Source organism: Mesorhizobium sp. B2-4-18 (assembly GCF_006441385.1).
GTDB lineage: Bacteria > Pseudomonadota > Alphaproteobacteria > Rhizobiales > Rhizobiaceae > Mesorhizobium > Mesorhizobium australicum.
In genome coordinates this window covers 30,119-56,225 of sequence record NZ_VFUW01000008.1, presented here as the reverse complement: position 1 = coordinate 56,225, position 26,107 = coordinate 30,119, and the positions used below count along the sequence as shown (strand labels likewise).

Here is a 26,107-nt window from a genome sequence, read left to right as displayed (position 1 = left end):
TAGGCAGGGTGCGCCGCCACCGCAAGCCAGGGATCACGCAAAGTTACTGTGCGTAATTGTCGCGTAAGGCCCAGGCAATCCTACTGCCGTCGCCAGCCGGCGTCGCCATCCTCGACCCGGTCGAGATGCTCGAGCAATTGCTCAAACCGGTCCGGAATGTCGGGTTCGATGCGGAAGGCTGGCAAGGTGCGCAGAAAGCGCGTCACTGCCTCGGCGCCGAACTGGCGCCGAACCTCCGCAGCGAGCCCTTCTCCTTTTTCAAGCTTGTTGCGGGTCATCATTTCAAAAATCCTGCGTCGGCTCCGAAACTCCCCCAGCAGCGGAATGGTTCCCGCATCACCGCCTCGTGGCAAGCAAAGCCGGCAAGTACGGTAAAATTTGAATTAAAATCGAAGCGTCCCCATCGTGCTTTCCTGGTCGGGTCGCAGGCCCCTGCGGTCTCTTTCCCCTTGATTTTTGGCCTGCGAACCTCGATATCGGGCACAAAATCCATACCATTCGAGATGACGGGAAACGGCGATGAGCGACCAGGCAAAAGACGAACGCACGCCCAATGAAGCCGAGGCGGCCGAGGCCAATGCCGAGCGCACGGAAGGCAGCACCGATGGTGACTACGAAGCGCTTGTACGGCTGCTGAAGGAAAATGAAGAACTGAAGGACCGCGCGCTGCGGGTCGCGGCCGAGATGGAAAACCTGCGCCGCCGCACCGCGCGCGACGTGCATGACGCGCGCACTTACGCGGTGGCGAATTTCGCCCGCGACATGCTGTCGGTGTCGGACAATCTGCGCCGCGCCCTGGATGCCATTCCGGCCGAGGCCAAGGCATCGGGGGATGCCGGCTTCAAGGCGCTAATCGAAGGCGTCGACCTGACCGAGCGCGCCATGCTGTCGGCGCTGGAGCGGCATGGGGTCAAGAAACTCGCTCCCGAGGGCGAGAAGTTCGATCCCAATTTCCACCAGGCAATGTTTGAAGTGCCCAATCCCGATGTTCCGGCCAACACCGTGGTCCAGGTCGTGCAGCCGGGCTATTCGATCGGCGAGCGGGTGCTGCGCCCGGCCATGGTCGGCGTCGCCAAGGGTGGTCCGAAAATCGCCGCCGACGCGCCGGTCGAGCCAGGGCCGGTCAATGAGCAGGCCGAGAAGGATGCGTGATTAATGGGTAGCGATAGAGAGTTGTGAGTAGCAAGGACTGGGCCGGGTAGGCGCCTGCTTCGCCAATTGCCTTTCACTACTGACTACTTCACTACTCACTCCATGAATCCGATCGCCCTCCTCGACTATGCCGGCGTTGCGGTCTTCGCGGCGACGGGGGCGTTGGCGGCGTCGCGCAAACAGCTCGACATTATCGGCTTCCTGTTCCTGGCCAGCGTCACCGGCATCGGCGGCGGCACGCTTCGCGACGTCATCCTCAATCTGCCGGTTTTCTGGGTCGCCAACTCCAGCTACGTGCTGATCTGCGCGGCGGCCGCTGTGCTGGTTTTCTTTGCCGCGCACCGTATCGAATCCCGCTGGAAATGGCTGCTCTGGCTCGACGCCATCGGGCTGGCCGCTTTTTCGGTGATGGGTGCGGCCAAGGGACTGGCCATTACCGGTTCGCCGGTCGTCTCCGTCATCACCGGCGTGCTCACCGCCACGTCCGGCGGTATCCTGCGCGATCTGCTGGCCGGCGAACCCTCGGTGCTGCTGAGGCCGGAAATCTATGTTACGGCCGCTCTCACGGGCGCTGCCATCTTCACGGCTGGCGACGTCACAGGATTGCCGCCGATCGTTTCAGAGCTGGCCGGCTTCGCCGCGGCGTTCGCGGTTCGCGGCGGCGCGCTCCGTTTCGGCTGGACCTTTCCAGCCTACAAGAGCCGGCCCGGCCGGCGGCCGGAAGACATTCCGTGAGGAGAGGGAGTAGGGGAGTGGTCAGTAGTCGCCGAAGCGCGAATCGTGTCGTCTTGACTACTGACTACTGCCTAATCGCTCACGCGGCGAAGCGCTGCGCTTCCCCGCCATAATAGTTGACGTAGCGGGCACCTATCTCCTTGACCGGCATCACGACGAAAATGTCGACCGTGGAGAATTCGCGGTCGATGACGCAACCATCGCCGATGCGAGCGCCGACCCGCAGATAGCCCTTGACCAGAGGCGGCATCGCCGCGATCGCCGCCTTGGTGTTGACCGCCTCGATTGGCATCAGGTCCATGGAGCAATAGCGCCCCGACACAGCGCGCACGTCCCAGGCCGAGTTGGTGCGGCAGTGATGGGCAAGATAGGTGAGCGCCTCCGCATGCGCGGCCGGCACGGTGCCATGGAACGAGGCGCAGCCGGTCATCACCCCGATCTCGTAGTGATTGATGTAGGCCCAGATGCCTTGCCATAGCGCTTCGATGGTGCGCTTCGAACGGTATTCCGGCAAGACGCAGGAACGGCCGAGTTCAAGGAAACGCTGGCTGGGATGGCGGGCGATGAGCTTGGTCAGCTCGAATTCGCCTTCGGAATAGAAGCCTCCGGCGGTTGCCGCGATTTCTTGCCGCAGCAAGCGATAGGTGCCGACGATACGGCGGTGCTCAGGGCCGGAAAGCGTGGTGTCGAGGACGAGCAGATGGTCGCAGAGCGGGTCGAAGCGGTCGGCGTCGCGGCGGTCCTGCGCCTGGAACAGATCCTTCCTGGCGCCAAGCTCGTCATAGAATACACGGTAACGCACTTCCTGCGCGGCCGCGATCTCGGCCTCGTTGCGGGCGAGCCGCACTTCGAGATTGCCGATACGGCCGAGCGCCGCGCCCTTTATGACGGAATCGACATTACGTCCGGCGAGCAAGGCGCTGCTGGCGTTCGGCCGAGTGTCACATTCCGGCATAACTGTATGCACGAGTGATTCTCCTTCGAGCCATCCCTCTTGGCACGGGGATACGGTGTAGGTGCAACAGGATTGTGACAGTACCGTGATACGGCGTCGCGGGCAATACTTCGTCGGCTGGCGAAAACGGTCAACCGGCTACGTTGCGTCACAAGACCCCAGGCGCGTCGCGTTCGCGGGCGCCGAAAATGGGCTGGTTTTTGGCGGCCTTGACCAGCCACGCACCCCGGAAAAAGCTGGCTCAAGCGGCGACCTGGCCCTCGACGGCACTGACCAGCGCATCGGGGTCGAGCGGCTTGGTGACGAAGCCGCTGGCGCCGTGGGCGAGCACCGCATGGCGGGTCTTTTCCTGGCTGTCGGCCGACAGCACCATGATCGGCACCGGCGGCACGGAGGCCTCCTCTTCATGGCGGCGGATCGCGGCAATGGCGTCCAGTCCGTCCATGACGGGCATATGAAGATCCATCAGCACCACGTCGAAGCGGTGCTTGTGGCCGGCACCGGTGACCGCCTCGACGGCGGCCTTGCCGTTGCCGACCACCTTGACGCGATGCCCGGCCTTCAACAGCGTCGCGCGGGCCAGCATGGCATTGATGTCGTTGTCCTCGGCGATCAGCACGGACAGGCCCTGCTGGCGTTCGCCTGAGGCACGAAGCGCCGGTGCGCGGCGTTTTTCCGGCTGCGGCTGGGCCAGGACCGGTGCGTGGCTGCTCAAAAGGACACGCAAAAGTGTTCCTCCGCGCACTGGCCGGGCAAGGAAAGTCGCGTAGCCGCTGGCACGAAACTCGCCCAGCATGCCGCGGTCGGTGGGTGCGATCAGCGTGACGGCTTCGCAATCGGAAAACCCATGCTGGCGAAGCCGCTTGAGCAGCCTTCCGTCACTCTCTTCCATGGCCGCGTCGACCAGAAGCACGTCGCAGCCGTCGGCAAAGGATGCGGCCTGAGCCACGGTGGTGGCGATTCCGGCCGCTCCGCCATTGGAGCGGATGGTGCGGGCGATGGCGTCGGCCTCGACGGTGTTCTTGGATACGATCACGGCGCGTCGCCCGGCAAGCGCGTTCAACCGGCCCTGCGGCGGCTCGGTGGCTGATGTGGCGGGAATCTCGAAGACGAATTCCGATCCCTGGCCAAGCCGGCTGGAAACCGAAATCGTGCCGCCCATGGCGGCCACCAGGCGCTTGGAGATGGCAAGTCCCAGTCCAGCACCGCCATGCGTGCGCGTCGAGGTGCCGTCGGCCTGCTCGAACTCCTCGAAGATGCGCTCCATGTCCTCGTCGCGCAGGCCGGGACCCGTATCGGCGATGGTGAAGCAGATGCGGTCGCTGGTCTCGGTTCGGGCGCGCGCTACGCTGACCAGCACGCCGCCACTGTCGGTGAACTTGATGGCGTTGCCGATAAGGTTGAGCAGCACCTGCCTGACCCGGCCCGGATCGGCGGTGATCAATTGCGGCACATCCGGTTCGACATGGCAGCCAAGGCCAATGCTCTTGGCAAAGGCGCGCGCGGCCATCAATTCGATGATGTTGTCGGCGATCTCGCGCACCGACATGGGCTGCGGTTCGGGATCGAAGCGTCCGGCCTCGATCTTGGAATAGTCGAGCAGGTCCTCGATCAGGGCAAGCAAGGCGCTGGCCGAGGTCGAGATGGCGCCGACATAGGTCTGCTGCTCCGGCGAAAGGCTGGTGTCGGCGAGCAGCCTGGCCATGCCCATGATGCCGTTCATCGGCGTGCGGATCTCATGGCTGACGGTGGCGAGGAAGCGCGACTTGGCCTGGCTCGCGAACTCGGCCCGCTCGCGCGCGGTGATCATGGACGATTCAGCGCGCTTGCGTGCTGTGATGTCGCGGGCGATGGCGCGATGCGAAACGGCACCGCTGTCCTTTTCGCGCACCGACAGCTCGATCCAGGAGAACCAGCGCGGGCCCGTCGGCGTGCGGATGGCAACGTCGGTGGAACTCAGGCATTCATGATCCGAGAAAGCCGCATCGGGAACGATACCGACCTCGATGCCGAGTTCGGCCAACGTCTTGCCGGCAAGATCGCGCGGATCGGTTTCGACGAGGTCGGCGAACACCTTGTTGGCGTAGACGATGTAGCCGTCGCGGTCGCGATGGATGACGAGATCGCCGAGCGCGTCGATGAGACCGCGAAAGCGCTCCTCGCTTTCCTGCATCTCCCACATGCGGTCGGCCAGCGTCTCGATCTCGGCGCGGTTGCGGGCGGTGGTTTCGTCGAGCAGGACCGCGGTGCGGCGTACGCTGCGTCTGGCGCGCAGATGCATGGCCAAGCCAGCAAGGCCGGTTGCCAGCAAGGCAAGGCTGATGAAGACTGGCGCCCCGGTCAGGGATGAGAGGCCGGCCAGCAGCATGACGGCAACGAAGGTCAGGATCGGCAGGCCTTCGCGCTTGGCCGGTTGCTGATCAGGGACCAGCGGCGGCGCGGCGATAAACCGCCGCGCCGATACCGGCGGTTGCGCCGATGCCGCATCGATGTCGTCGCCGGCGTCGGCCTGTTGGCTGTCGGATTCCGCGATCATGCGAGATCCTTTGCCAGACAGAGATTATGGAAAATTGCGGGGGATCGTTCGAATTTTAGCGGATCGGGCGTTTTTGGCCCGGCGGCGACGTATTTGCCACCAATGTGGCAATTCCGCCCCGCGCCTGCCACCCCTGAGCCGGGTCACATGTCGACGACGACGCGGCCGCGGATCTTGCCGTTGACGATGTCGTGTGCCGCACCGATGATGCCGTCGAAGCCGATGGTCGTGGACAGGCTGGCGAGCTTGTCCACATCGAGATCGGAGCCGATGCGCCGCCAGGCCTCGAGGCGCACGGCTTTCGGCGCCATCACCGAATCGATGCCGAGCAGGGAGACGCCGCGCAGGATGAAGGGGGCGACACTCGACGGAAGATCCATGCCGCCGGCCAGGCCGCAGGCCGCGACCGCGCCGCCATAGGAGGTCATCGACAGCACATTGGCCAGCGTGTGGCTGCCGACCGAATCGATGCCGCCGGCCCAGCGCTCCTTGGCCAACGGCTTGGCGGGCTGGTTGAGCTCGTCGCGCGATATCACCTCGGCGGCGCCGAGGTTGATCAGATAGGGGCTTTCGGCATTGCGGCCGGTCGACGCGATGACATGGTAGCCGAGGCTGGACAGGATCGAGACCGCGACCGAACCGACGCCGCCCGCAGCACCCGTCACCACGACAGGTCCGCGCTCAGGCAGGATGCCGTGCCGCTCCAGCGCCATGACGCAGAGCATGGCCGTGTAGCCGGCGGTGCCGACCGCCATGGCATCATGCGCGCTCATGCCCTCCGGCAGGGGCACCAGCCAGTCGCCCTTGACGCGGGCGCGCCCGGCATAGGCGCCGAAATGGGTTTCGCCAACGCCCCAGCCGTTCAGGATGACCTTGTCGCCCTTGCGCCAGTCGGGATTGGAAGAGGAGATGACGGTGCCGGCAAGGTCGATGCCCGGCACCAGTGGCCATCGACGGATCACCGGCGCCTTGCCCGATATCGCCAGTCCATCCTTGTAGTTCACCGTCGTCGCCTCGACCGCGATGGTGACGTCGCCCTCCATCAGATCGGCGTCGGTGAGATCGGTCACGGCGACCGACTGTTTTTTCTCGGCATCGCGCGAAACGAGGATGGCTTTGAAGGTTTCGGTCATCTTTTTCTCCCCGAACTTGCTCGGCGTGACTGTGCGGCGATGGCCGCGCGGGGTCAATCCTCGGAAGGCTTGGCGTTCGGAGGCGTGGGTTCACGCCGCCAGCCGATGAGTTCGTCGAAGACGACCAGGGCCGCGCCCACCGAAATGAAGGCGTCGGCAAGGTTGAAGACGGCGAAGGACCAGACCGGCGTGTGGAACAGGATGTAATCGATGACGTGGCCGTAGACGGCGCGGTCGATCAGATTGCCCAGCGCGCCGCCGATGATCAGGGCAAAGCCGGTGCGGGCGATGACATGGCCCGATGGCGTGCGCGTGGCGAGGTAAAGCACGAAAGCGACGACCAGCACCGCGATGACAACCAGGCCGATGTCGCCGAAGGAGGAGAACATCGAGAAGGCGATTCCGGTGTTGTAGGTGCGAAACAGCGCCAGGAAGGGCAGGAGGTCGAGCTTTTCCTGGAAGGGCAGTCCGGCTTCGACCCGCGTCTTTACCCACTGGTCGAGCGCGATGGCCACGATGACGAGCAGCGCGTAGGGAGACCATGATTTCACGATTGGGCAACCCTCATTGCTGGTCCGAAATTGGTTCGAGCTTCAGCGCGCCGCGCCGGATCTCGAACAGCATGATGCCGGTGGCGACCGCGAGATTGAGCGAATCGGCACGGCCCGCCTGCGGAATCCTGAGCAGCCTGTCGCAGCTTGCCGCCAGGCTTTCGGGCAGGCCCTGCTGCTCATTGCCCATCATCAGCAGCACCGGCCCGCGGGAAAAATCGACCGAGCGGTAGTCGACCGCCCCTTTCAGATGGGTGCCGGCAACCAGCCCTGAAAAGCCGCCGCGCCAGGCAAGGAATGCCTCCGTCGTTGCCTTGGCCACCGGTATGGCGAAGATCGACCCCATGGTGGCGCGCACCGTTTCCACCGAAAACGGATCGGTGGTGTCGCCGACCAGGATGACGCCCTTGGCGCCGACGGCATCGACGGTGCGGATGACGGTGCCGAGATTGCCGGGATCGCGCACCCGGTCGAGCGCCACCCAGACATCGCCATTGTCGGCACGGATGTCCTTCAGGGCCAGGAATTTCTGCGAGAAGACGCCGACCACCATTTGCGGATTGTCGCGGCGGGTGATGGCGACAAGCACCTTTTCCGATACTTCGAGCACGGTGCCCCCGGCGGCGACCGTGCGTGCCGCGACCTTTTCCACGGCCGCGTTGCCGCGTCCTGCCTTGGCGAAAACCAACGTCCTTATCTGCCAGCCCAAGTCGAGCGCATCGATGACCAGCTTCAGCCCCTCGGCCATGAAGGCGTTCTGCTGGTCGCGGAATTTCTTCAAGGCAAGTGCCTTGATGTCCTTGACCAGCGGATTGGCAAGGCTGGTGACTTCCTTCACCTGACCGGGCGCGCCGGCATGCCGTTCGTTCATGTCAGGCCACCCAGCGCGAAAACAGTGACGTCGAAAGCGCCCGGCCGGCGGACTTTTCACGGATGATCAGCTCACCCGATTCAACCTTGCCGCCCATGCCGGCGAATGTGTCGCGCATCAGAGCGTGGATGGCGAAGAAGGAGGCACGGATCGAATAGGCGGTCAGCACCACGGCAAGCGGTTTTGGGGTCAGGATCGAGCGACAGAGATCCGTCAAATCAGGCAGGTCCTCGAACAATTGCCAGACCTCGCCCTTGGGGCCGCGGCCATAGGCCGGCGGATCGAACAGGACGATGTCGTAGCGGCTGCCACGCCGCTCCTCGCGCTCGGCGAACTTGACCGCGTCGTCGACGATCCAGCGGATCGGCTTGCCGCCAAGTCCTGATATCTCCTGGTTTTCGCGGGCCCAGCCGATCGCCTTCTTCGAGGCGTCGACATGGGTGACCTCGGCGCCGGCGCGCGCCGCCACCAGCGAGGCAAGGCCGGTATAGCCGAACAGGTTGAGTACCTTGACTGGCCGCCTGGCGGCCGCGATCAGCCCGGCCATATGGTCCCAGTGCGACGCCTGCTCGGGAAAGACGCCGACATGGCGAAACGAGGTGAAGCGGCCGAGATAGTCGACGCCGTCATGCTTCATCGGCCAGGTTTCGCCGAGCGGCGTCCTGGGAAAACGCCAGCGACCGATGCCTTCCTCGTCGGTGTCACCGGTGAAGATCGCGTCGGCACGCTCCCAGTCCTTTGCCGGCAGAGCTTTCTGCCAGATCGCCTGGCCCTCGGGCCGCACGATGCGGTAGGGGCCATATTGTTCAAGCTTTTGTCCCGCGCCGCTGTCGAGCAGCGCGTAATCCGCGTTGGGTGCCACTTCGAGGATTACCGGAAGTTGCTCAGCGGGCAGGACGCCGTCGCGACGGGCAAGGTTGCGGGGCGTGGATTTCGGTGCGGGCTGGTCCGGCTTCAGGTCTTGCCGCGGCCTGACCTCCGGCCTGTTCACGCCGCGGCCTTCCGGTGGACGCGATTGCGCGGCCTCGCCTTTACCCGGCTGGTGCGGGCGGCCGTCGCGGCGTTTGTCGCGAAAAGACTTCAAGAGACAGCTTCTCCGGCGGTTCGGCCCGCTTCTGCCACAGCTATGCCCATCGGCGCAACAAACCCGAGCGACATTGCGATAGCAACGATTGGAGCAGTTGCGGCGATTGGGGCGATTGCGGATGGCTTAGCCGCCACGCCCGATCGAAAGCAGTGCGACAACCAGCGAAACGAAGCCGGCAGCCTTGGCCGCCGCGACGGCCATGTGGCCGGTTTCCCAGCGCAGCCGTATGGCTTCGAAATTGTCTGGAATTGGCCCTGGCACCCAGGTGGCGAGAATTTTATTGGCCGGTTTGACGAGAACGAACCAAAGCACGAGGGATAGCGCATAGAGCAAGGTGGCGGCGAGTGCGAACCAGAACGCCGGCCGATCCTGGCGCAGCAGCCACGCCAGCAGTCCCGGGCAGATGATTGCCGCGACATCCAGCGGCGCGCCAATGATTGCGAAGAGCAGGAACTGGCCGTTGAAAACGGTGGCCTCGCGCCAAAGCGCCGGGGACCATCGGGTGAGCCGGGGCGCCGATTCCAGAACGTGGGCGAAAGACGGCCCGAGGCTGAGTGCGGCGACCATGGTGGCCAAGACAGACCAGAACAGCAGGAAGCCATATAGTCGCATGACGCAACAACGGTTCCGGGCCGAAGCCGTTCCGAACGGCCGCACTTGCCATTGCCGCGGCCCCAGCCCTATCGTTTGGCACTCCGGCACTGCGGGCCGATTAGCGGGCAAGCGTTGGCCGACGGACAACTGGCCAATTAGGAACAGAAATGAGCGCGTATTGGATCGCCGTGGCGTCGGCCGAACATGTCCGGCGCGGCCGCAAGGGCGGCTTCATGCAGGTCAACCATGGCAAGGCGGCACCGCTGCGCCGCGTCAGGCCCGGTGATGGCATTGTCTATTATTCGCCGACCACGGTTTTGGGGGAGAAAGACGGTCTGCAGGCGTTCACGGCAATTGGCACTGTGCGGGAAGGAGAGCCCTATCAAGGCGACATGGGCGGCGGCTTCACGCCGTTCCGTCGCGATGTCGACTGGGCACAGGCACAGGAAACGCCGATCAAGCCATTGCTTGAGGGGCTGGAGTTCACCTCAGGCAAATCGAACTGGGGTTACCCGTTGCGCTTTGGCTTGTTCCCCATCAGCGTGGCAGATTTCGCTTTGATCGCGGAGACGATGGGCGCCAAACTCGCTTCGACTAGCCCCTGAGCGCCTTGTAGACGGCAATGCCGGCGGCCAAATCCTCCAGCGCGGCACCGACCGACTTGAACAGCGTAATCTCGTCCGGGCTGCCGCGACCTTCCTTTTGGCCGCGCGCCAGTTCGTGCAGGTCGGCGACGATGGCTTGTGGTTTCAGCACGCCTGAGGCCAGTGGCTGGACGATGTCGCCGGCTTCCTTGGTGGCGCCGGCGCGGGTGTCGACATAGACGCGGGCGCGCATGACCGCGTCGTCATCGCTTTCGCGCATCGCAGGCGTAAAGCCGCCGACCAGGTCGACATGGGTTCCCGGCCGCAGCAACGTGCCCTTGATCAGCGGCGTGGTGGTGATTGTCGCCGAGGAGACGATGTCGGCCTGGCCAAGCTCGGCATCGAGATCGGTCGCGGCGCTGGCCGCGAAGCCCTCGGCGCGCAGATCGGCCGCGACTTTCTCGGCGTTGGCCGGGGTGCGGTTCCAGATGCGGATGGTCTTGATTGGCCGCACGGCGCTGTGCGCCTTGGCCAGGAAGGGCGACAGCGCGCCGGCGCCGACCACGAGCAGACGCGAGGCATCGTCGCGGGCGAGATAGGACGCCGCGAGGGCCGAGGCGCACGCCGTGCGCCACTGCGTCAGCCGCTGGCCGTCGATCAGGGCTTCCGGCTCGCCGGTGCCGCCATCGAGCAGGAGATAGAGCCCCATCACGGCGGGCTTGCCGACGGCGTTGTTGTCGGGCGAGACGGTGACGATCTTGACGCCGATATGGCCGCCGGCGGAACGGCCCGCGGCGTGAAAATCGGTCCATGCGGGCATCAGCAGCAAGGTCGACGCCGCGCCGTCAGGCCTTTCGACCGTGTGATGATGCCTGACCGGCTGCACCGCGCCCTCGCGAAATGCCGTGCGCAATGTCTCGACCAGTCCAGGAAAGGTCAGCGCACGATCGACCTCAGCGGCCGAAATGGTCAGCATGAAAAGCTCCGTGAAAAGAAACGCGCCGACCTGCGGCTCAATTGGTCGGCTTCGGCAATGCCGATCCTTGGGCCGATCCTTGGGCCGATCCTTGGGCTGACGCCTGCGGCACCGAGGGCGTGCGGCTGACTGCCTGGCGCAGGTTTTCGGCCTCGACACCGCGCTGGCGCGCCAGTTTGCGGTAGTGGCCCTGCTTCACCCATGTCGCCAGGCTGCCGACGACCATGCCGATGGCGAGCGCCAGGAACAGGAAGATGAACAGCGGCAAGGTGAGCGTCAGCTTCGGATTTCCGGGATTGAACGGGTCCAGCGTGAAGGCGACGAGTTCGCGGTTGGCGACGGCCAAAGCGATCAGGATGATCGCCAGGGGCACGAAGACCACGATGAGCATGAAGCGATTGAGCATGATGTTTTCCGTCGCAAGCGGGCGGCGATAGGGCTTCCGGCGCTGACGCGCCTACTTGCCGCCGTTCAGCCTTTCACGCAACTCCTTGCCGGTCTTGAAGAACGGCACCCATTTCTCCTCGACCTCGACGGATTCGCCGGTGCGCGGGTTGCGGCCGGTGCGGGCAGGTCGGTTCTTCACCGAAAAAGCGCCGAAACCGCGCAATTCGACCCGGTTGCCCTCGGCAAGCGCGTCGGTGATTTCATCGAAGATCGCGCCGACGATGTTTTCGACGTCGCGCAGGAAAAGATGCGGATTGCGCGTGGCAATAATCTGCACAAGCTCGGACTTGATCATCAGACGGGTCCCCGTGAAAGCAGTTCGGCCAAAATTATCAGGATGATTTTATTTGCTTTTTTAGCTGTCCCAACGCGTCTCAAGGGTGCCAGACGGAAACGAGACCGTCAAGAAACAAGCGGTCGGCGCCAAGTTCATGGATCACGTCGCCGCCGGAGTCCGGCAGGCCGAGCGCGCCGGCGATCATGCGTGCCATCGCCTTCGAGAACAGGAAACCGCCGCGCCGTTCCGTGTCCTTCCACTCGACCACCTTGAGCTTGGCATCGACACCCTTGGTCGCCAGCCAGTCGATCGCCACGGACTCGCCGCCGACGGCGTCGATCAGCCCGTTGGCAACACCCTGGCGGCCAGTGAAGATCGAACCGTCGGCCAGCGCCAGCGCCTGTTCGTGGGTCATCTTGCGACGTTCGGCGACGATGCCGACGAACCAGTCGTAGCTGTCCAGAATGAGCTTGCGGACCATGGCGCGCTCGTCGTCATTGGTCGGCTTGAAGGGCGAGGGTGAGGCTTTCAGCGGCGAGGACTTGACCTCCTCCAGCTTGACGCCGAGCTTGTCCATCAGGCCGCTGACGTCGGGATACTGGATCAGCACGCCGATCGAGCCGACGATCGAGGTCTTGCGGGCGACAATATGGTCGGCGGCACTGGCGATCATGTAACCCGCCGACGCGGCGAGCGTGCCGACCTCGGCCACGACAGGCTTGTCGGCGGCCAGCTTGCGCACCTCCTCGTAGATCGATTCCCCGCCGACGGTGGTGCCGCCAGGAGAATCGACCACAAGGATCACGCCTTTTACTTTCGGCGACTGGCGGATAGCCTCCAGCCGCTTGATCAGTTCGTCGTCCTCGGTGATGGTGCCTTCGATCCTGACCTTGGCGATGTGGTCGACGGCGGAGCCGCCGAAATCGTCGCCATAGAACCAGGCCGACACCGCAATCACCCCGAGCGCCACGATGCCGAAGGCCGCGACACGCCAGAAAGTCAGCTTGCGCCGCAAGCGGCGGCGGTCGATCAGGTCGTCGGCTCTCAATGCCATCGTCAGCCTCACAGTCATCGGGAAGAGACGCTTTTAGACCATGATGTCTTGATCGGGAAGCAGTTCCGTCCCGCACATGGCGCGGCAATCCGCGCGCGGCGGTCCGTGTTGTCTGTTTTGTGACTGGCCTGTGCGGGCGACGCAAGGTAAGTGGGAAGAACTTCGGTGGTGAAAAAAGACGCAAGGGCGTCTATTTCTGCTATGAAGCACTGGCTGTTGCGCTGACCCGGGTTTCGTTTGTGCACGGCAGCTGTCACATTTTTGCGGTTTTCGTCGGCTTGTGCTTGCGCGAGGGCGCTGGCGTCCCACCTATAGGCGGTGCTCCCGGGGCAGGGTTTTAGAAGAAAGCAGTCATGTTAGCGCGACCGAATGAACCGACCAGCCCGGAGACGGAGTTGGCTCCCCCGGCGGATGACTGGACGCGGGGCGAAGCTTTCGACCGCGCCCAGCGTCATTCACGCCGCGTGCGCGTGCTCAAATTCGCCGTGCCCTTGGCCGCGGCATTGATCGCCGTCGCCTTCCCAGTCTATTCCTACCTCGCCGCGCCCGTTTCCGTCGCGGTGCAGGCCGAAGGCACCGCCTTCTCGAACGGTAAGCTGGTGATGGCCAATCCCAAACTCAATGGTTTCACCAAGCAGAAGCAGCCCTATTCGATGACGGCGCTGCGCGCCATCCAGGATGTGAGCACGCAAGGCATCATCGAACTCGAAGGCATCGACGCCAAGGTGCCGATCGCCCCCGACAATGTCGCGGCGATTAAAGCCTCGCGCGGTACCTACGATCGCGACGGCAATACGATGAAGCTGAACAGCGACGTCACCATCAGCACGACCGACGGCATGCAGGCCAAGTTCAAATCCGTCTTCCTCGACATGGGCAAAGGCACTATGAAGACGGATGATCCCGTCGATGTCAGCCGTGGCGGGTCGCAGATCAGGGCGGATTCGATGTCGGTCCAGGACAATGGCAAGATCCTGGTGTTCGAGAACAAGGTTCGTGTCAACATCGATCCCGCCGTTCTGAAGGCGGCTGAGGCAAAGGGCGAAGAAGCGAATGTGGCTCAATAATTCGACACGGCTTGCGGCCGCAACTTCGGCGCTGTTCCTGCTCAGCCTGGCGCCGTCGCTGGCGCAGTCGGGAGCGGCCAGCCAGGTGTCGGGTCTCAAACTGGCCGGCGACAAGCCGATCCAGATCGAAAGCGACAAGCTGGAAGTCCACCAGGCCGACAGCGTCGCGATCTTCACCGGCAATGTCACCGTCGTCCAGGGGCCGACGCTGATGAAGGCCGGCAAGATGATGGTCTACTACGTCAAGGACCCCAATGCGGGCGCCAAGGGCGCCGAAGCCGCCGGGGCGGCAGCCATGACCGGCTCGGCCAACATCGATCACCTGGAGATCTCCGACAAGGTCTACATCAAGTCGGATCAGCAGGTCGCGACCGGCGATCAGGGCAGTTTCGACATGAAGAGCCAGGTGCTGGTGCTTTCGGGCAAAAAGGTCGTCCTTTCGCAAAACGACAATGTGCTGGTCGGCTGCAAGCTCACCGTGCAGATGAAAACCGGGCTGGCCCAGGTCGATCCATGTGCTGGGCAGCGTGTGCAGATGTCGATCACACCGCCGCCGAAATCGGGAGCGACGAACCCCTGATGGTCAGCCTGTCGTCGCTGACGGCACGTCTTCCGGGACGGGCCGCAGGCAAGCTTTCGGCGCCGGCCACGGTCGACAAGGCGAAGTTCAAGGGAACCTTGATCGCCAAGGGTCTGACCAAGAGCTACAAGGGCCGCAAGGTCGTCAGCGGCGTCACGCTGGGCGTGCGCGCAGGCGAGGCCGTCGGGCTGCTCGGCCCCAACGGCGCCGGCAAGACGACCTGTTTCTACATGGTCACCGGCCTGGTGCCGGTGGATGAAGGCACGATCGAGATCGACGGCTTCGACGTCACCTCGATGCCGATGTATCGTCGCGCGCGCCTCGGCATCGGCTATCTGCCTCAGGAGGCCTCGATCTTTCGCGGCCTCAATGTCGAGCAGAACATCCGCGCCGTGCTCGAAGTGGTCGAAAAGGATCGCAAGATCCGCGAGCGCAACCTCGACGAACTGCTTGAGGAATTTCACATCAGCCATCTGCGCAAGGCGCCATCCATGTCGCTCTCGGGCGGCGAAAGGCGGCGCCTGGAAATCGCGCGCGCGCTGGCGACGCGCCCGGCCTACATGCTGCTCGACGAGCCCTTCGCCGGCATCGATCCGATCGCCGTCGCCGATATTCAGCAATTGGTGCGTCACCTGACGGCGCGCGGCATCGGGGTCCTCATCACCGACCACAATGTGCGTGAGACGCTCGGCCTGATCGACCGCGCCTACATCATCCACGCCGGCCAGGTGCTCACTCATGGCCGCGCCGACGAAGTGGTGGCAAATCCCGACGTGCGGCGGCTTTATCTCGGCGAGGGTTTTACGCTCTGAGCGTGAAATTTGTTTCCTGATACGATTTTTTGCGCGCCGGCGACCTGTTTTCCGCGATTTTGCTCCGGGATAACGCTCCGGTAAGCGGGTTTTGCTAGGCTTTGCCTTGACAAGCAAAAGCCGGGCCAGTTTCTATGGCCGGCCGTGAAATTGATTTCCGGAAGTTGGGGACGCGTAGAGGAGGCGTTTGAAACCGAACCATGGCATTGGCGGCCAAACTACAGCTCCGACAGTCGCAGTCGCTGGTGATGACGCCGCAGCTGATGCAGTCGATTCGGCTGCTGCAGTTCACCCATACCGAGTTAGAGCACTTCATCGACGAGGAGATCGAGCGCAACCCGCTTCTGGAGCGCGCCGAGCCGCAGGATGATGCCGCGAGCGACCAGGCGCAGAAGGTCGACGTAGAGCCGCAAGCGGCCGCCGATGGCGACTGGTTCGAGAACGAGGCGGGATGGAGTGCCGAAGCCATCTCGGAAAAGCTCGATACGTCCCTGGAAAACCTGTTTCCCGACGATCCCGGCACCAGCGAGCGGTTGGGCCCCGACCTGACGGCGCAATGGAAATCGGCTTCGGGCAGTGGAAGCTCCTCGTCCGAGGGGCTCGACGCCGGCGACATGGCTGCGAGCGGGATCACGCTGCGCGACCATGTCGGCGAGCAAGTCGCGCTCGCCTTCATCGATCCCGTCGCGCGGCTGATCGCCGGAGAACTTGCCGATGGGCTGGACGAGACCGGCTATGTCAGGGCCGATCTGGCGGAGATCGCCACGCGGCTTGGCACTGACGAGGTGGCGGTGGGCAAGGTGCTGGCCGTGTGCCAGACCTTCGAGCCGGCCGGCCTGTTTGCCCGCGACCTCGCGGAATGCCTTTCGCTGCAGCTTGCCGTGCGTGACCGTCTCGATCCGGCCATGAAGGCCCTGGTCGCCAATCTCGAACTGCTGGCGCGCCGCGATTTCCAGACGCTGAAGCGGCTCTGCGGCGTCGACGAGGAGGATTTGCTGGACATGCTGGCCGAAATCCGGGCGCTCGACCCGCGGCCGGGCATGGCGTTTTCTGGCGGCGCCAGCGATGCGATCGTCGCCGATGTCGAGGTGCGGGCGGCCAATGACGGCAGCTGGACCGTCGAACTCAATGCCGAAACGCTGCCGCGCGTGCTCGTCGACCACATCTATTTCGCCCAGGTGTCGCCGCACGCGAAGAACCAGGCGGAAAAGGATTTCCTGGCCGAGTGCCTGCAGAACGCCAACTGGCTGACACGGAGCCTCGACCAGCGGGCCAAGACGATCCTCAAAGTGGCCTCGGAAATCGTGCGCCAGCAGGACGCCTTCCTGGTCCATGGCGTGCGCCAGCTGAAGCCACTCAACCTGCGCACGGTGGCAGACGCCATCGGCATGCACGAATCGACGGTCAGCCGGGTGACCGCCAACAAATACATGCTCACCCCGCGCGGCGTGTTCGAGCTGCGCTATTTCTTCACGGCCTCGATCGCGGCATCGGGTGGTGGCGATGCGCATTCCTCGGAAGCGGTGCGTGATCGCATCAAGCAAATGATCGACGAGGAGAAGCTCGTCGATGTGCTGTCGGACGATGCTATTGTCGACATGCTCAGGGAAAGCGGCGTCGATATCGCCCGGCGCACGGTCGCCAAGTACCGGGAAGGCATGAATATTCCCTCCTCGGTACAGCGCCGGCGCGAGAAACGGGCGCTCGCCAGCGCCGGCCGCTAGGCGTTCACGATTTCCACAGCTTTCAAGTTTCATTGACAAGCCACGGTGAAGTGGCTAGAAGCCCGCCCGCATGAGACGGGCTCGATGCCCGCTAGCGGATGGTCCGTCACGACAATGACCCGGGACGGTCAAGAAGGCGGCTTGTGATCAACCGGAAAGTTCGGATTTAAATCGGCGCGAGTGACGCCGCAAAGCTTGTGCGCACGGATCACGAGTATAAACTCGGGCCAGTTTGAAGCCTGAGCAAGGAAGGTCAGTTTTCAGATGAATCTGCGCATTTCGGGAAAGCACATGGATATCGGCGATGCGTTCCGTACACGCATCAACGATCGTGTCGGTGAAGCGATCGGCAAATATTTCGATCGCGGCTTCGCGGGGCATGTCACCGTCATCAAATCGGGCTCGCGCTATTCCGCGGATTGCATGATCCGGCTGGATTCCGGCGCCTCGCTGCAGGCCACCGGCGATGCCCAGGACCCGACACTCGCCTTCGAGGCCGCGGCCGATCGGCTGGAGACCCGGCTTCGGCGATACAAGCGCCGTCTGAAATCGCACAATTCAGGCAATGGCAATGGCGAGTTGACCGACATCGCTTACACGGTGATGGCACCGCTTGCCGATGACGATGAGGAAATCCCGGAGGATTTCGCACCGGCCATCGTCGCCGAATCGACCATGACGCTGAAGACCATGTCGGTGGCCTCGGCGGTCATCGAACTCGATACCAAGGACAGTCCCGTGCTTGTTTTCCGCAATGCCGGAACCGACCATCTCAACATCGTCTATCGCCGGCCCGACGGAAACATCGGCTGGATCGATCCGTCCACGACCAAAGTCGCACAGGGATAAAAGCCAGCCGCACGAGGGGTGGGGACTGGCGCGGCAGGCGAACAAGGATTTTCAAGCATGGATCTGAGCGATCTTATCAGCGTTCCGGCGATTTTGCCGGCGTTGAAGGCGAACTCCAAGAAGCAGCTACTGCAATTGCTGTCCGAGCGGGCAGCGACGATTTCGGGCATTCCGGAACGGGAGGTGTTCGACACCATCCTGCAGCGCGAGCGCCTGGGCTCGACCGGCGTCGGCAACGGCATCGCCATCCCGCACGGCAAGCTCGCGGGCGTGAAGCGCATCGCCGGCGTTTTCGCCCGGCTGGAGACGCCGGTCGATTTCGAATCGCTGGATGACCAGCCGGTCGATCTGGTGTTCCTGCTGCTGGCGCCCGAAGGGGCGGGTGCCGATCATCTCAAGGCACTGTCGCGCATTGCGCGCGTGCTGCGCGACGCCGACACCGTGGCCAAGGTCAGGGGCACGCGCGACGCCGCGGCGATCCATGCGCTTTTGTCGGATACGCAGGCCTCGCACGCGGCCTGAAGCCATCTTTTTAAATATTGCTCCAAGGGCCGCCATGAGCGGCCCTTTTCAGTTCAGCCAACCAATTGTCTTTAATGAATGGCGACGGTGGTCAGGTCGTTTTCCATGGCGCCGGCCAGCGCGCGGTCACGCGCGTCGGAAAGCAGGATCGGCTGGCCATTGGCCCCAAACAGGGCCCACAGCTCCATGCCGGGCGCGATTTCACCGATGTTGGGGAAGCGGCCGAGCAGTTCGTCGCTCGAGACCTTGCGCAGATAGGCGACAGAGCCTTCGCCGAGATGGGCGAATTCGCCGCTGGTCATGGTGATGGTTTCGTCAGTTCTGGTCATTTCAAGCCTCCTTGGCGCGAGGACGCCGCTCAAGGCCATCCCGCATGAGAGCCATCGGTGAAGATCAGTCTTTCACCGATATGTTTATTTTCCGTACCAGCCGTTCCGACTCCGGCCGATCAAGGTCGATCGACAAAAGGCCGTTCTTCAGCTCCGCCGCGATCACACGCATGCCGTCGGCCAGCACGAAGCAGCGCTGGAACTGGCGTGCGGCAATGCCGCGATGAAGGAATTCGCGCTCGGTATCGTCGGTCTGGCGACCGCGCACGACCAACTGGTTTTCCTCCGTTGTCACATCGAGATCGCTTTCGGCGAACCCGGCGACGGCGAGTGTAATGCGCAGCCTTTCGGCCTTGCCGTCGGCACCGCTCAGGCGCTCGATGTTGTAGGGAGGGTAGCTGTCACCGGACTTCGCCAGACGCTCCAGGGTCTTTTCCATGGCGTCGAAACCCAGGAGAAGCGGGCTGGAGAAAGGCGTCATTCGGCTCATGTTACACTGTCCTCTCAAGAGCGACATAAACTGGAAAAACCCAAATGGCATTTTTCCCGATGGTCTTGATATGGTCCGCCCCGCGACCAAGTTCAAGCCACCAAAAGACCCGCCCAAGGAGACCATGTCGCGGACCCACGGAAATAGCCCAGGATCATCGTGGACTCACAGGAATAATCGACATGGCGCTTGAATCGACGCGCGGATGCAAGGAGAAGCGCGCAGGCCGGAACCGTCCCCCGTCAAGCGGTTCAGCAGCTTTGCAGCCGGTTGGCGTCTTTCGGGCGCAGGACCGGCCCGGTGAGCTGATGGCCAGCCAAACAAGGAATTGAAATGCCCCAACCACGCAAGATCATCATCGACACCGATCCCGGCCAGGACGACGCCATCGCCATTCTGCTGGCGCTTGGCAGTCCTGAACTGGAGATCGCCGGCATATCGGCCGTCGCCGGCAACGTGCCGCTGAAGCTCACCGAAAAGAACGCCCGCAAGATCTGCGAACTGGCCGGCCGGCCCGAAATCAAGGTCTACGCCGGCGCCATCCGTCCGTTGGCGCGCGAACTGGTCACGGCCGAGGAGGTCCATGGCAAGACCGGCTTGAACGGACCGGATTTGCCCGAACCGACAATGAAGCTGCAGGACCAGTATGCCGTCGATTTCATCGTCGAGACGCTGATGAAGGAAGAGAGCGGCACCATCACGCTCTGCCCGCTCGGACCGCTCACCAATGTTGCGCTGGCGCTGATCCGAGAGCCCCGGATTGCGCCGCGCATCAAGGAAATCGTGCTGATGGGCGGTGGCTTCTTCGAGGGCGGCAACGTCACGCCCACGGCCGAATTCAACATCTATGTCGATCCGCATGCCGCCGACGTCGTCTTCCGGTCCGGCATCCCGATCGTGATGATGCCGCTCGATGTCACCCACAAGGCGCTGACCACGTCCAAGCGCATCGAGGCGTTCCGCAAGCTCGGCACCAAGGTCGGCATCGCCGCCGCCGAGATGTTGGAATTCTTCGAGCGCTATGACGAAGGCAAATACGGCACGGATGGAGGGCCGCTGCACGACCCCTGCGTCATCGCCTATCTCCTGAAGCCCGACCTGTTCAAAGGCCGCCATTGCAACGTCACCGTGGAAACCGCCTCCGAACTGACCATGGGCATGACCGTGGTCGACTGGTGGGGGGTCACCTCCAGGGAAAAGAACGCCATGGTGATGCGCGACATCGACCACGATGGTTTCTTCGCGCTGCTGGTGGAGAGGCTGGGGCGGCTTTAGGCAGCCCTCCTTCAACAACCGACACGAAGCAGGAGCATGCGATCCCTGAGACGAGGTTGACCTGGGTTATTCCGCAAACCGATAGAAGACAAAGCCGTTGTCACGGGTGATACGCTCAAGTCTGACATGGGAGCCGATCAGGCGCGGTTTATCGGCGTCAACGAAAACGAGGGCATTGTTCTCCAGGAACAATCCATATTGGGACATACTGGTCCGGTGCCAGTAAACGCCTTCGATCGTAGCGTCGATTGGATCAACAGACCGGATTGGGATTGCGTCACCCACCCACCTGTTTTGGGCCAGCATGACCATTGTCGCAAACAAACCGCCGAAGAGGATCACGCCAGGCGCGTTCCTTTTCCAATCAGAATAAGTCCAAGACATAGACATGAACCCCCGGCGTCAAATCATGTGGGCCAGAAGTCTGACTTTCAATCAGCACCGTTCGACGCAGGTCGATATAATCTCAGCTGTGCGGTACCGTAGCTAGGTGCCGTCCAGACCACGGCTAGTGCGCTTACTTCGCCTTCGAAAACGCCAGCCACAGGCCGCCGCCGACCATGAAGCTGCCGCTGATCCGCGACAGGAGCTTGATGCGGCTGGCCGACAGCATGCGCCCGGCGCGGCCGGCGGCGAGCGCATAGGTCGAGTCCGACATGGCGGCGAAGATCATGGCGGTCAGGCCCATGATGACGATCTGCAGTGGGTAGTTGCCGGCGGGAGAGATGAACTGCGGAAAGAAGGCGCCGAAGAAGATCAGCGTCTTTGGATTGCTCAGCGCCACGGCCAAGCCCTGCAGGAAGAAGCCGCCGCGTGGTTTGCGGGCGGTTCCGTCGGCGTTCAGCGTGCCCTTCGAGCGGAACATCTGCACGCCCATCCAGATCAGGTAGGCCGCGCCGATCAGCCTGACCCACTCGAACCAGTGGCCCATGCCCGAAATCAGCGTGTTGAGGCCGATGCCGACGATGACGATCATGACTGCTAGGCCGGCTTGCGTGCCGGCGACATTGGCGAGACCGGCGCGAGTGCCGTGGCGGATGCTGTTGGCGATGATCAGCGTCACCGTCGGCCCAGGCACCAGGATGATGACGATGCAGGCAAGAACATAGGCGGCGTAGAGTTCCAGCGACATGATTTTCCTCGCAATGCCGCCATCGCGGCCTAGCATGCAACAATCAATGCATGACGGCGAGGACGACGCAAGCCGGCGCGCCGGTCTGGCTCAGGCTCCGGCGGGCCAGGGCAGCGTCGTCTCATAGGCAGCCGCGGCCTTCAGCACGGCGAGGTCGCCGCGTGGCCTGCCGACCAGCTGCATGCCCATCGGCCGGCCCCTGTCGTCGAAGCCGACGGGAACATTGACCGCCGGGCAACCGCCCAGGGTGGCGAAGGCCGAAACCTGCATCCAGCGATGATAGCTGTCCATTGCCCGCCCCCCGACCTCGCGCGGCCAATGGGTGCCGACATCGAACGGAAAGACCTGCGCGGTCGGCAGCGCGATGAGGTCGAAGCGGTCGAAGATCGACAGCAGCGTGCGGTACCAGGAGGTTCGGACGACCGAGGCCGCGCGTATCTGCGGCGCCGTCAGCCGCATCGCGTTTTCCACTTCCCATACGGCTTCCGGCTTCAGCAGGCCACGCCTGGCGGGGTCGTCATAGTGTACTTTCAGGGCGCAGCCGCTGCTGGCCTGGCGCAGCGTCACGAAGGCCTGCCAGAGTGCCTCGAAATCGAAATCCGGTCGCAAGGGCTCGGTCAGGAAAGATACATCCGTGAACCGTGCGAGTGCTGCCTCGCATAAGTCGAGGATGCCGGGCTCGATCGGCAGATGGCCGCCGAGATCGCCGAGCCAGGCGATACGGCCACCGGTCGCCGCCGTCGCCAGGCCTTCGAGGAAGGAGCCTTGCTTCTCGTAGGAGAGGGGCGCCTGCGGATGGTAGCCAGCCTGCACGTCGAGCAAGAGCGCCATGTCGGCGACATTGCGGCCCATCGGCCCCTCGACGCCCATCTGCGCGTGGAAGACCTCGAAGTCGGGACCGCTGGGCACGAGCCCCTGTGACGGCCGGAAACCGTAGACATTGTTCCAGGCCGCCGGGTTGCGCAGCGAGCCGCCGAAGTCGCTGCCATCGGCGACGGGCACCATGTCCAGCGCCAGCGCCACCGCCGCTCCGCCGCTTGAGCCGCCGGCGGTCAGCGCCGGATCGAAAGCGTTCAGCGTCGGCCCGAAAACATTGTTGTAGGTGTTGGAGCCGAGCCCGAATTCGGGAACGTTGGTCTTGCCGATGATGATGGCGCCGGCGTCGCGGATGCGTTCGACGAAGAAATCGTCTTCCCGCGGCACGAAATCGGCGAAGATCGGCGAGCCGAACGAGGTCCTGAGGCCGGTGGTCGAGGCAAGGTCCTTGATGGCGATGGGTAGGCCAAAGAGCGCGCCGGTGCCATCGGTCCGGCTGATATCGGCGGCATCGGCCTCGCGCAGTATGTCGGCACGGTCGCGCAACGAGACGATGGCGTTGACCAGCGGGTTGACCGCATCGATGCGATCGAGGAACGCCGTCACCACCTCGCGCACGGAGAGCTTCTTTCGGCGGATCGCGTCTGCAAGTTCGACAGCCGACAGGCGGCAGATGTCGCTGGCCGCCGGTACGGCATGCTTCGTGCGGGGACGCATCATTTCAACCGGCCTCTTGCAGCGCCTGGTCGACATCCTTGGCCAGTGGGATCGCCGGTTGGGCGCCGGGCTTAAGGCAAGCCAGCGAGCCGGCGGCGCCGGCACGCGCCAATGCCTGTTCGAGCGTGAGGCCCGACGACAGGCCGGCGGCGAAATAGCCGCAGAAAGTGTCGCCGGCCCCGACCGTGTCGACCGGCGTGATCTGCAAAGCAGGGAGGGTCAGGAATTCGCCTGGCGTTGCCGCCATCACGCCGTCGCCGCCGAGCGTGACGACGATGATGCGTCCAGTCTTGCTGGCATAGTCGCGCATGCGCGCTGCACGATCGCGGCCTTTCAGGGCAAGGGCTTCGCCATAGAGGTCGAATTCGGTTTCGTTCGCGACCGCATAGTCGGCCTTGCCGAGGAAGGCGGCTGCCCCGCCATGGAAAGGGGCCGTGTTGAGGACAGTGATCGCGCCGGCCACCCTTGCCTGGTCGAGGGCCGCATCGACCGTCGCGAGCGGAATCTCGTGCTGCAGCAGCACGACGTCGCCCTTTGTCAGAAAAGCCTTGGAGAGGTCGCCGGGCACCACGGAAGCGTTGGCGCCGGGCACCACGGCGATAATGTTTTCGCCGTCATCGCCGACCATGATCAGCGCCGTGCCGGTCGAGGCAAAGGTCTCTCCCACGCCCGACAGGTCGACCTTGGCCTCGCGCAGCAAAGCCAGTGCCTCGGGGGCGAAATTGTCCTTGCCAACGGCGCCGACCATGCGCACCTGAGCGCCGGCACGCGCGGCGGCGAGTGCCTGGTTGGCGCCCTTGCCGCCGGGGGCCGTCGTAAAGCTGGAACCGCTCACCGTCTCACCGGGGCTCGGCAAGCGGTCGACACTGGCGATAAGGTCGAGGTTGATCGAACCGACTACGATAATCAAGAAATGCCTCCTGCTGATGCCCGGAAGCTATCCTGCCAAGCCGTTCGATGCCAGACCACGCGAATGGTCCAGCGTGATTTGCCGCGTCATTCACAAAGCACAGTGACGATGCCCTGATAGTTGCCGGCGGGAAAGATACCGCTCGACTTGGTGGCGGTGAGGTCGATCTGCATGGGGTGGGTGCCATTGGCGACCCTTTGCGGCACGCCCCCATTATTGTCGACCCCCGAGCCATCGAGGCGGAAGACCGAGGCGAAGGTCACGTTGGTGCCGCCGCCGCTCGGCGCGGACGAGAATGCGGCAGGCGCCGATGCTGAAACCGAATAGCAGTCCAGCAAATTGAGCAGCGAGCACAGCAGGGAACTTGCCACCACGGTGGCGCTGGCGCTTGATCCGCCTGCCTGCTTGGAGCCCAGTATGCCGATGGCCGGATTTGCGGTCATCGTGCCCGATGCCCCGATCATGATGCTGCAGGTGCCGATGATCGCGGCCTGCGCCGGAAGGCAGCAGCCGGCGAGCGCGGCCATCGCGAGCAGCGCGCTGCTATTTCTTCTTCTTTTTCTTGCCATCGCCGCTTCCGGTTCTGATGCTCCAGCCTTCGTTGGCCCATCCGGGTGACGCGGCCACGGGCGTAGGTGCGCTGGCGGCCACGCTCGCGGTCGGCCCGTCACCGCCCAGGCCCATCTTGAGGAGCTTCAGCTCCAGCTGCAGGCGCTCGACCTCAAGCTCGTAGAGGCGGCTGCAATCGACGCGCTTCGGCGTACGCCCGATCGGAATCACCACGCGGCCGTAGGTGGCGACGTCGTTGTTCGCCTGATTGTTGCCTCTGATGACGCCCAGGTCGAGATAGGCACCGGTGCCCGATACGGCGGACCGGCAGGTGGTTCCGTCGGAAGCGTGGACCTCATCCTGCCCTTGGGGCAAGGTCACGCCGGGCAAGTTGAAGCCGCTCTCATTCTGATTGAGGTTGTAGACATCCTCGGCCAGAACCGGCGAGATCCCTGCCCAGGTTGCCGCAAACGCGACTGTCAGGACTTGCGGTGCCCAAAAAACTTTCCGCATATCTGTGCCCTTATCTGCGTCTGTTGATTGGGAAAGGGGATGCTCTCGGTACAGATACGCACTTTACGCTCGGCAGCGCCGCCGAAGGGCACGACCACAAGGACAGGACGGGAAGCCTGCGAGCCCAGTTGGAAAACGCTCGGAGAGATCTTGGCATCCACTGGCTGAAAATTCTGATCGTAAACGTGGATTTCGACCTTGATCTTCTGGCCGTAGGGATTGGCGGGAAACACGCGGACCGCGAAGGCGTCGGTGAAACTGTTGACCTCACCCCGCATCGGCGACATCGACTGGGCGTTGGCGGCAAGGGCCGGCAGGCCGACGGCCAGCGCCGCCGCCAGGATTCGTGCATGTTTCAAGGACCCCTCCTTCGCGACGGCTATTCGCAGCGCAGTGTTACCGTTGCCTGATAGTTTCCGGTGGCGAAGCGGTTGCTGCCGCCCTTGGTGCCAGCGAGATGGACCGAGACAAGGTCGGCGCCGGGGACAGCGAGGGCGGTGGCGGCCCCCGTTTCAGCGGTCGTGTGGGCGCCGCTGGCCGAATAGGTCGGTGTCCAGGTGGTGGCGGTGCTGTCGGCGGCGGGCACGGTGGTGAGGGTCACCGGATCGACGCTAAGTGAAACACCTCCGGTGGTGGTGAGCGTGACTGTTCCAGCCGAACCGCCGCTGTTGTGGGAGCTCAGCGACTGAAGGTCGGCGCTCACCGTCATGGTGCCGTTGGTGCCGACGACAAGCGTACAGGTCGCGGTGACCGTGCCATTGAAGATGACATTCTGCGTTGTGGCCATCGCCGCGTGGTCCAGGCACGCGACCAGCAAGGCTGCACCAAACACGGTGCGGAACAACTTCATCGAGATTCTCCTATTAAGTC

Annotated in this window: 32 protein-coding genes; 10 read left to right on the top strand and 22 right to left on the bottom strand. The window is 63.6% G+C overall.

The genetic code is table 11. The annotated features are described in order from the left end of the window. Positions 1-80: 80 nt before the first annotated feature. Positions 81-281, bottom strand: a complete 201-nt coding sequence (locus FJ527_RS19615; protein ID WP_015315701.1) for a hypothetical protein — start codon at positions 279-281, stop codon at positions 81-83. 238 nt (positions 282-519) lie between these two features. On the opposite strand from FJ527_RS19615, the gene grpE reads away from it, so the two are divergent. After that, entirely contained in the window at positions 520-1,152 is a 633-nt protein-coding gene (gene grpE / locus FJ527_RS19610) for a nucleotide exchange factor GrpE (protein ID WP_015315702.1), read from the top strand. 102 nt (positions 1,153-1,254) lie between these two features. Next, complete coding sequence (locus FJ527_RS19605) at positions 1,255-1,887, top strand: trimeric intracellular cation channel family protein (protein WP_140618884.1); 633 nt, start codon at positions 1,255-1,257, stop codon at positions 1,885-1,887. Positions 1,888-1,966: 79 nt separating this feature from the next. Here FJ527_RS19605 and FJ527_RS19600 read toward each other — a convergent pair whose 3' ends face one another. The 7 genes from FJ527_RS19600 to FJ527_RS19570 all read right to left on the bottom strand — a co-directional run bounded on the left by FJ527_RS19600 (position 1,967) and on the right by FJ527_RS19570 (position 9,632). Continuing rightward, entirely contained in the window at positions 1,967-2,842 is an 876-nt protein-coding gene (locus FJ527_RS19600; protein WP_041163320.1) for a GNAT family N-acetyltransferase, read from the bottom strand. Between the two features lie 241 nt (positions 2,843-3,083). After that, positions 3,084-5,378 (bottom strand): PAS domain-containing hybrid sensor histidine kinase/response regulator, encoded by a 2,295-nt coding sequence (locus FJ527_RS19595; RefSeq protein ID WP_140823893.1) that lies wholly within the window; start codon positions 5,376-5,378, stop codon positions 3,084-3,086. 143 nt (positions 5,379-5,521) lie between these two features. Next, complete coding sequence (locus tag FJ527_RS19590) at positions 5,522-6,511, bottom strand: MDR family oxidoreductase (protein ID WP_140661702.1); 990 nt, start codon at positions 6,509-6,511, stop codon at positions 5,522-5,524. 53 nt (positions 6,512-6,564) lie between these two features. Further along, positions 6,565-7,062, bottom strand: coding sequence for a signal peptidase II (gene lspA, locus FJ527_RS19585; protein WP_140823892.1), 498 nt, complete (start codon positions 7,060-7,062; stop codon positions 6,565-6,567). Positions 7,063-7,075: 13 nt separating this feature from the next. Beyond that, on the bottom strand, positions 7,076-7,933 hold the full coding sequence (locus FJ527_RS19580; RefSeq protein WP_015315708.1) for an RNA methyltransferase: 858 nt from the start codon (positions 7,931-7,933) through the stop codon (positions 7,076-7,078). Between the two features lies 1 nt (position 7,934). Continuing rightward, positions 7,935-9,017, bottom strand: coding sequence for a class I SAM-dependent rRNA methyltransferase (locus FJ527_RS19575; RefSeq protein ID WP_140823891.1), 1,083 nt, complete (start codon positions 9,015-9,017; stop codon positions 7,935-7,937). Positions 9,018-9,143: 126 nt separating this feature from the next. After that, positions 9,144-9,632, bottom strand: coding sequence for a DUF1772 domain-containing protein (locus tag FJ527_RS19570; RefSeq protein WP_140823890.1), 489 nt, complete (start codon positions 9,630-9,632; stop codon positions 9,144-9,146). Between the two features lie 149 nt (positions 9,633-9,781). On the opposite strand from FJ527_RS19570, the gene FJ527_RS19565 reads away from it, so the two are divergent. Next, the gene (locus FJ527_RS19565) at positions 9,782-10,219 is read left to right on the top strand and encodes an EVE domain-containing protein (RefSeq protein WP_140823889.1); all 438 of its coding nucleotides are present in this window, start codon (positions 9,782-9,784) and stop codon (positions 10,217-10,219) included. Here FJ527_RS19565 and FJ527_RS19560 read toward each other — a convergent pair. The 4 genes from FJ527_RS19560 to sppA all read right to left on the bottom strand — a co-directional run bounded on the left by FJ527_RS19560 (position 10,209) and on the right by sppA (position 12,952). Further along, positions 10,209-11,174 (bottom strand): ornithine cyclodeaminase family protein, encoded by a 966-nt coding sequence (locus FJ527_RS19560; RefSeq protein WP_140823888.1) that lies wholly within the window; start codon positions 11,172-11,174, stop codon positions 10,209-10,211. The genes FJ527_RS19565 and FJ527_RS19560 overlap by 11 nt on opposite strands. 37 nt (positions 11,175-11,211) lie before the next feature. Next, positions 11,212-11,580, bottom strand: a complete 369-nt coding sequence (locus FJ527_RS19555; RefSeq protein WP_140823887.1) for a DUF1049 domain-containing protein — start codon at positions 11,578-11,580, stop codon at positions 11,212-11,214. Positions 11,581-11,631: 51 nt separating this feature from the next. After that, positions 11,632-11,916 (bottom strand): integration host factor subunit beta, encoded by a 285-nt coding sequence (locus tag FJ527_RS19550; protein ID WP_006200394.1) that lies wholly within the window; start codon positions 11,914-11,916, stop codon positions 11,632-11,634. Positions 11,917-11,995: 79 nt separating this feature from the next. Then, positions 11,996-12,952: a signal peptide peptidase SppA gene (sppA, locus tag FJ527_RS19545; protein ID WP_140823886.1), complete on the bottom strand. Its 957-nt coding sequence runs from the start codon at positions 12,950-12,952 to the stop codon at positions 11,996-11,998. A 353-nt stretch (positions 12,953-13,305) separates the two neighbouring features. Between sppA and lptC the strand changes: the two genes are divergently transcribed. The 6 genes from lptC (at position 13,306) to ptsN (ending at position 18,506) form a co-directional block, all read left to right on the top strand. Further along, entirely contained in the window at positions 13,306-14,019 is a 714-nt protein-coding gene (gene lptC, locus FJ527_RS19540; RefSeq protein ID WP_140661709.1) for an LPS export ABC transporter periplasmic protein LptC, read from the top strand. Next, positions 14,006-14,599 carry an LptA/OstA family protein gene (locus FJ527_RS19535; RefSeq protein ID WP_015315716.1) on the top strand — a complete coding sequence of 198 codons (594 nt, stop codon included), beginning with the start codon at positions 14,006-14,008 and terminating at the stop codon, positions 14,597-14,599. Before lptC ends, FJ527_RS19535 begins: the two co-directional genes overlap by 14 nt. Beyond that, positions 14,599-15,411, top strand: a complete 813-nt coding sequence (lptB, locus tag FJ527_RS19530) for an LPS export ABC transporter ATP-binding protein (RefSeq protein ID WP_140713210.1) — start codon at positions 14,599-14,601, stop codon at positions 15,409-15,411. Before FJ527_RS19535 ends, lptB begins: the two co-directional genes overlap by 1 nt. A 200-nt stretch (positions 15,412-15,611) precedes the next feature. Continuing rightward, positions 15,612-17,135 (top strand): RNA polymerase factor sigma-54, encoded by a 1,524-nt coding sequence (rpoN, locus tag FJ527_RS19525; protein WP_140823885.1) that lies wholly within the window; start codon positions 15,612-15,614, stop codon positions 17,133-17,135. 264 nt (positions 17,136-17,399) lie between these two features. Further along, entirely contained in the window at positions 17,400-17,984 is a 585-nt protein-coding gene (gene raiA, locus FJ527_RS19520; protein WP_015315719.1) for a ribosome-associated translation inhibitor RaiA, read from the top strand. A 57-nt stretch (positions 17,985-18,041) separates the two neighbouring features. After that, positions 18,042-18,506 carry a PTS IIA-like nitrogen regulatory protein PtsN gene (gene ptsN / locus FJ527_RS19515; protein ID WP_015315720.1) on the top strand — a complete coding sequence of 155 codons (465 nt, stop codon included), beginning with the start codon at positions 18,042-18,044 and terminating at the stop codon, positions 18,504-18,506. 71 nt (positions 18,507-18,577) lie between these two features. Here the strand turns inward: ptsN and FJ527_RS19510 are convergent, their stop codons facing one another. Both FJ527_RS19510 and FJ527_RS19505 read right to left on the bottom strand, forming a co-directional pair. Beyond that, positions 18,578-18,835 carry a DUF1150 family protein gene (locus FJ527_RS19510; RefSeq protein ID WP_015315721.1) on the bottom strand — a complete coding sequence of 86 codons (258 nt, stop codon included), beginning with the start codon at positions 18,833-18,835 and terminating at the stop codon, positions 18,578-18,580. A 64-nt stretch (positions 18,836-18,899) separates the two neighbouring features. Further along, positions 18,900-19,325, bottom strand: a complete 426-nt coding sequence (locus tag FJ527_RS19505; protein ID WP_013893014.1) for an Hsp20 family protein — start codon at positions 19,323-19,325, stop codon at positions 18,900-18,902. A gap of 333 nt (positions 19,326-19,658) precedes the next feature. Between FJ527_RS19505 and FJ527_RS19500 the strand changes: the two genes are divergently transcribed. Then, a complete protein-coding gene (locus tag FJ527_RS19500; RefSeq protein WP_140823884.1) occupies positions 19,659-20,600 on the top strand; it encodes a nucleoside hydrolase in 942 nt (313 codons plus the stop codon). Positions 20,601-20,666: 66 nt separating this feature from the next. Here FJ527_RS19500 and FJ527_RS19495 read toward each other — a convergent pair whose 3' ends face one another. The 8 genes from FJ527_RS19495 to FJ527_RS19460 all read right to left on the bottom strand — a co-directional run bounded on the left by FJ527_RS19495 (position 20,667) and on the right by FJ527_RS19460 (position 26,087). After that, complete coding sequence (locus FJ527_RS19495; RefSeq protein ID WP_246677744.1) at positions 20,667-20,942, bottom strand: hypothetical protein; 276 nt, start codon at positions 20,940-20,942, stop codon at positions 20,667-20,669. Between the two features lie 175 nt (positions 20,943-21,117). Continuing rightward, positions 21,118-21,732: a LysE family translocator gene (locus FJ527_RS19490; RefSeq protein ID WP_140661711.1), complete on the bottom strand. Its 615-nt coding sequence runs from the start codon at positions 21,730-21,732 to the stop codon at positions 21,118-21,120. 90 nt (positions 21,733-21,822) lie between these two features. Continuing rightward, entirely contained in the window at positions 21,823-23,268 is a 1,446-nt protein-coding gene (locus tag FJ527_RS19485; RefSeq protein ID WP_140823882.1) for an amidase, read from the bottom strand. Between the two features lies 1 nt (position 23,269). Further along, complete coding sequence (locus tag FJ527_RS19480; RefSeq protein ID WP_140721175.1) at positions 23,270-24,175, bottom strand: ribokinase; 906 nt, start codon at positions 24,173-24,175, stop codon at positions 23,270-23,272. Between the two features lie 86 nt (positions 24,176-24,261). Further along, positions 24,262-24,744 carry a hypothetical protein gene (locus FJ527_RS19475; protein WP_140823881.1) on the bottom strand — a complete coding sequence of 161 codons (483 nt, stop codon included), beginning with the start codon at positions 24,742-24,744 and terminating at the stop codon, positions 24,262-24,264. Further along, a complete protein-coding gene (locus FJ527_RS19470) occupies positions 24,719-25,237 on the bottom strand; it encodes a hypothetical protein (protein ID WP_015315727.1) in 519 nt (172 codons plus the stop codon). The genes FJ527_RS19475 and FJ527_RS19470 overlap by 26 nt, the downstream gene beginning before the upstream one ends. Continuing rightward, positions 25,204-25,596: a hypothetical protein gene (locus FJ527_RS19465; protein ID WP_015315728.1), complete on the bottom strand. Its 393-nt coding sequence runs from the start codon at positions 25,594-25,596 to the stop codon at positions 25,204-25,206. Before FJ527_RS19465 ends, FJ527_RS19470 begins: the two co-directional genes overlap by 34 nt. Before the next feature lie 20 nt (positions 25,597-25,616). Beyond that, positions 25,617-26,087, bottom strand: a complete 471-nt coding sequence (locus tag FJ527_RS19460; RefSeq protein ID WP_140721178.1) for a hypothetical protein — start codon at positions 26,085-26,087, stop codon at positions 25,617-25,619. Positions 26,088-26,107: the final 20 nt, after the last annotated feature.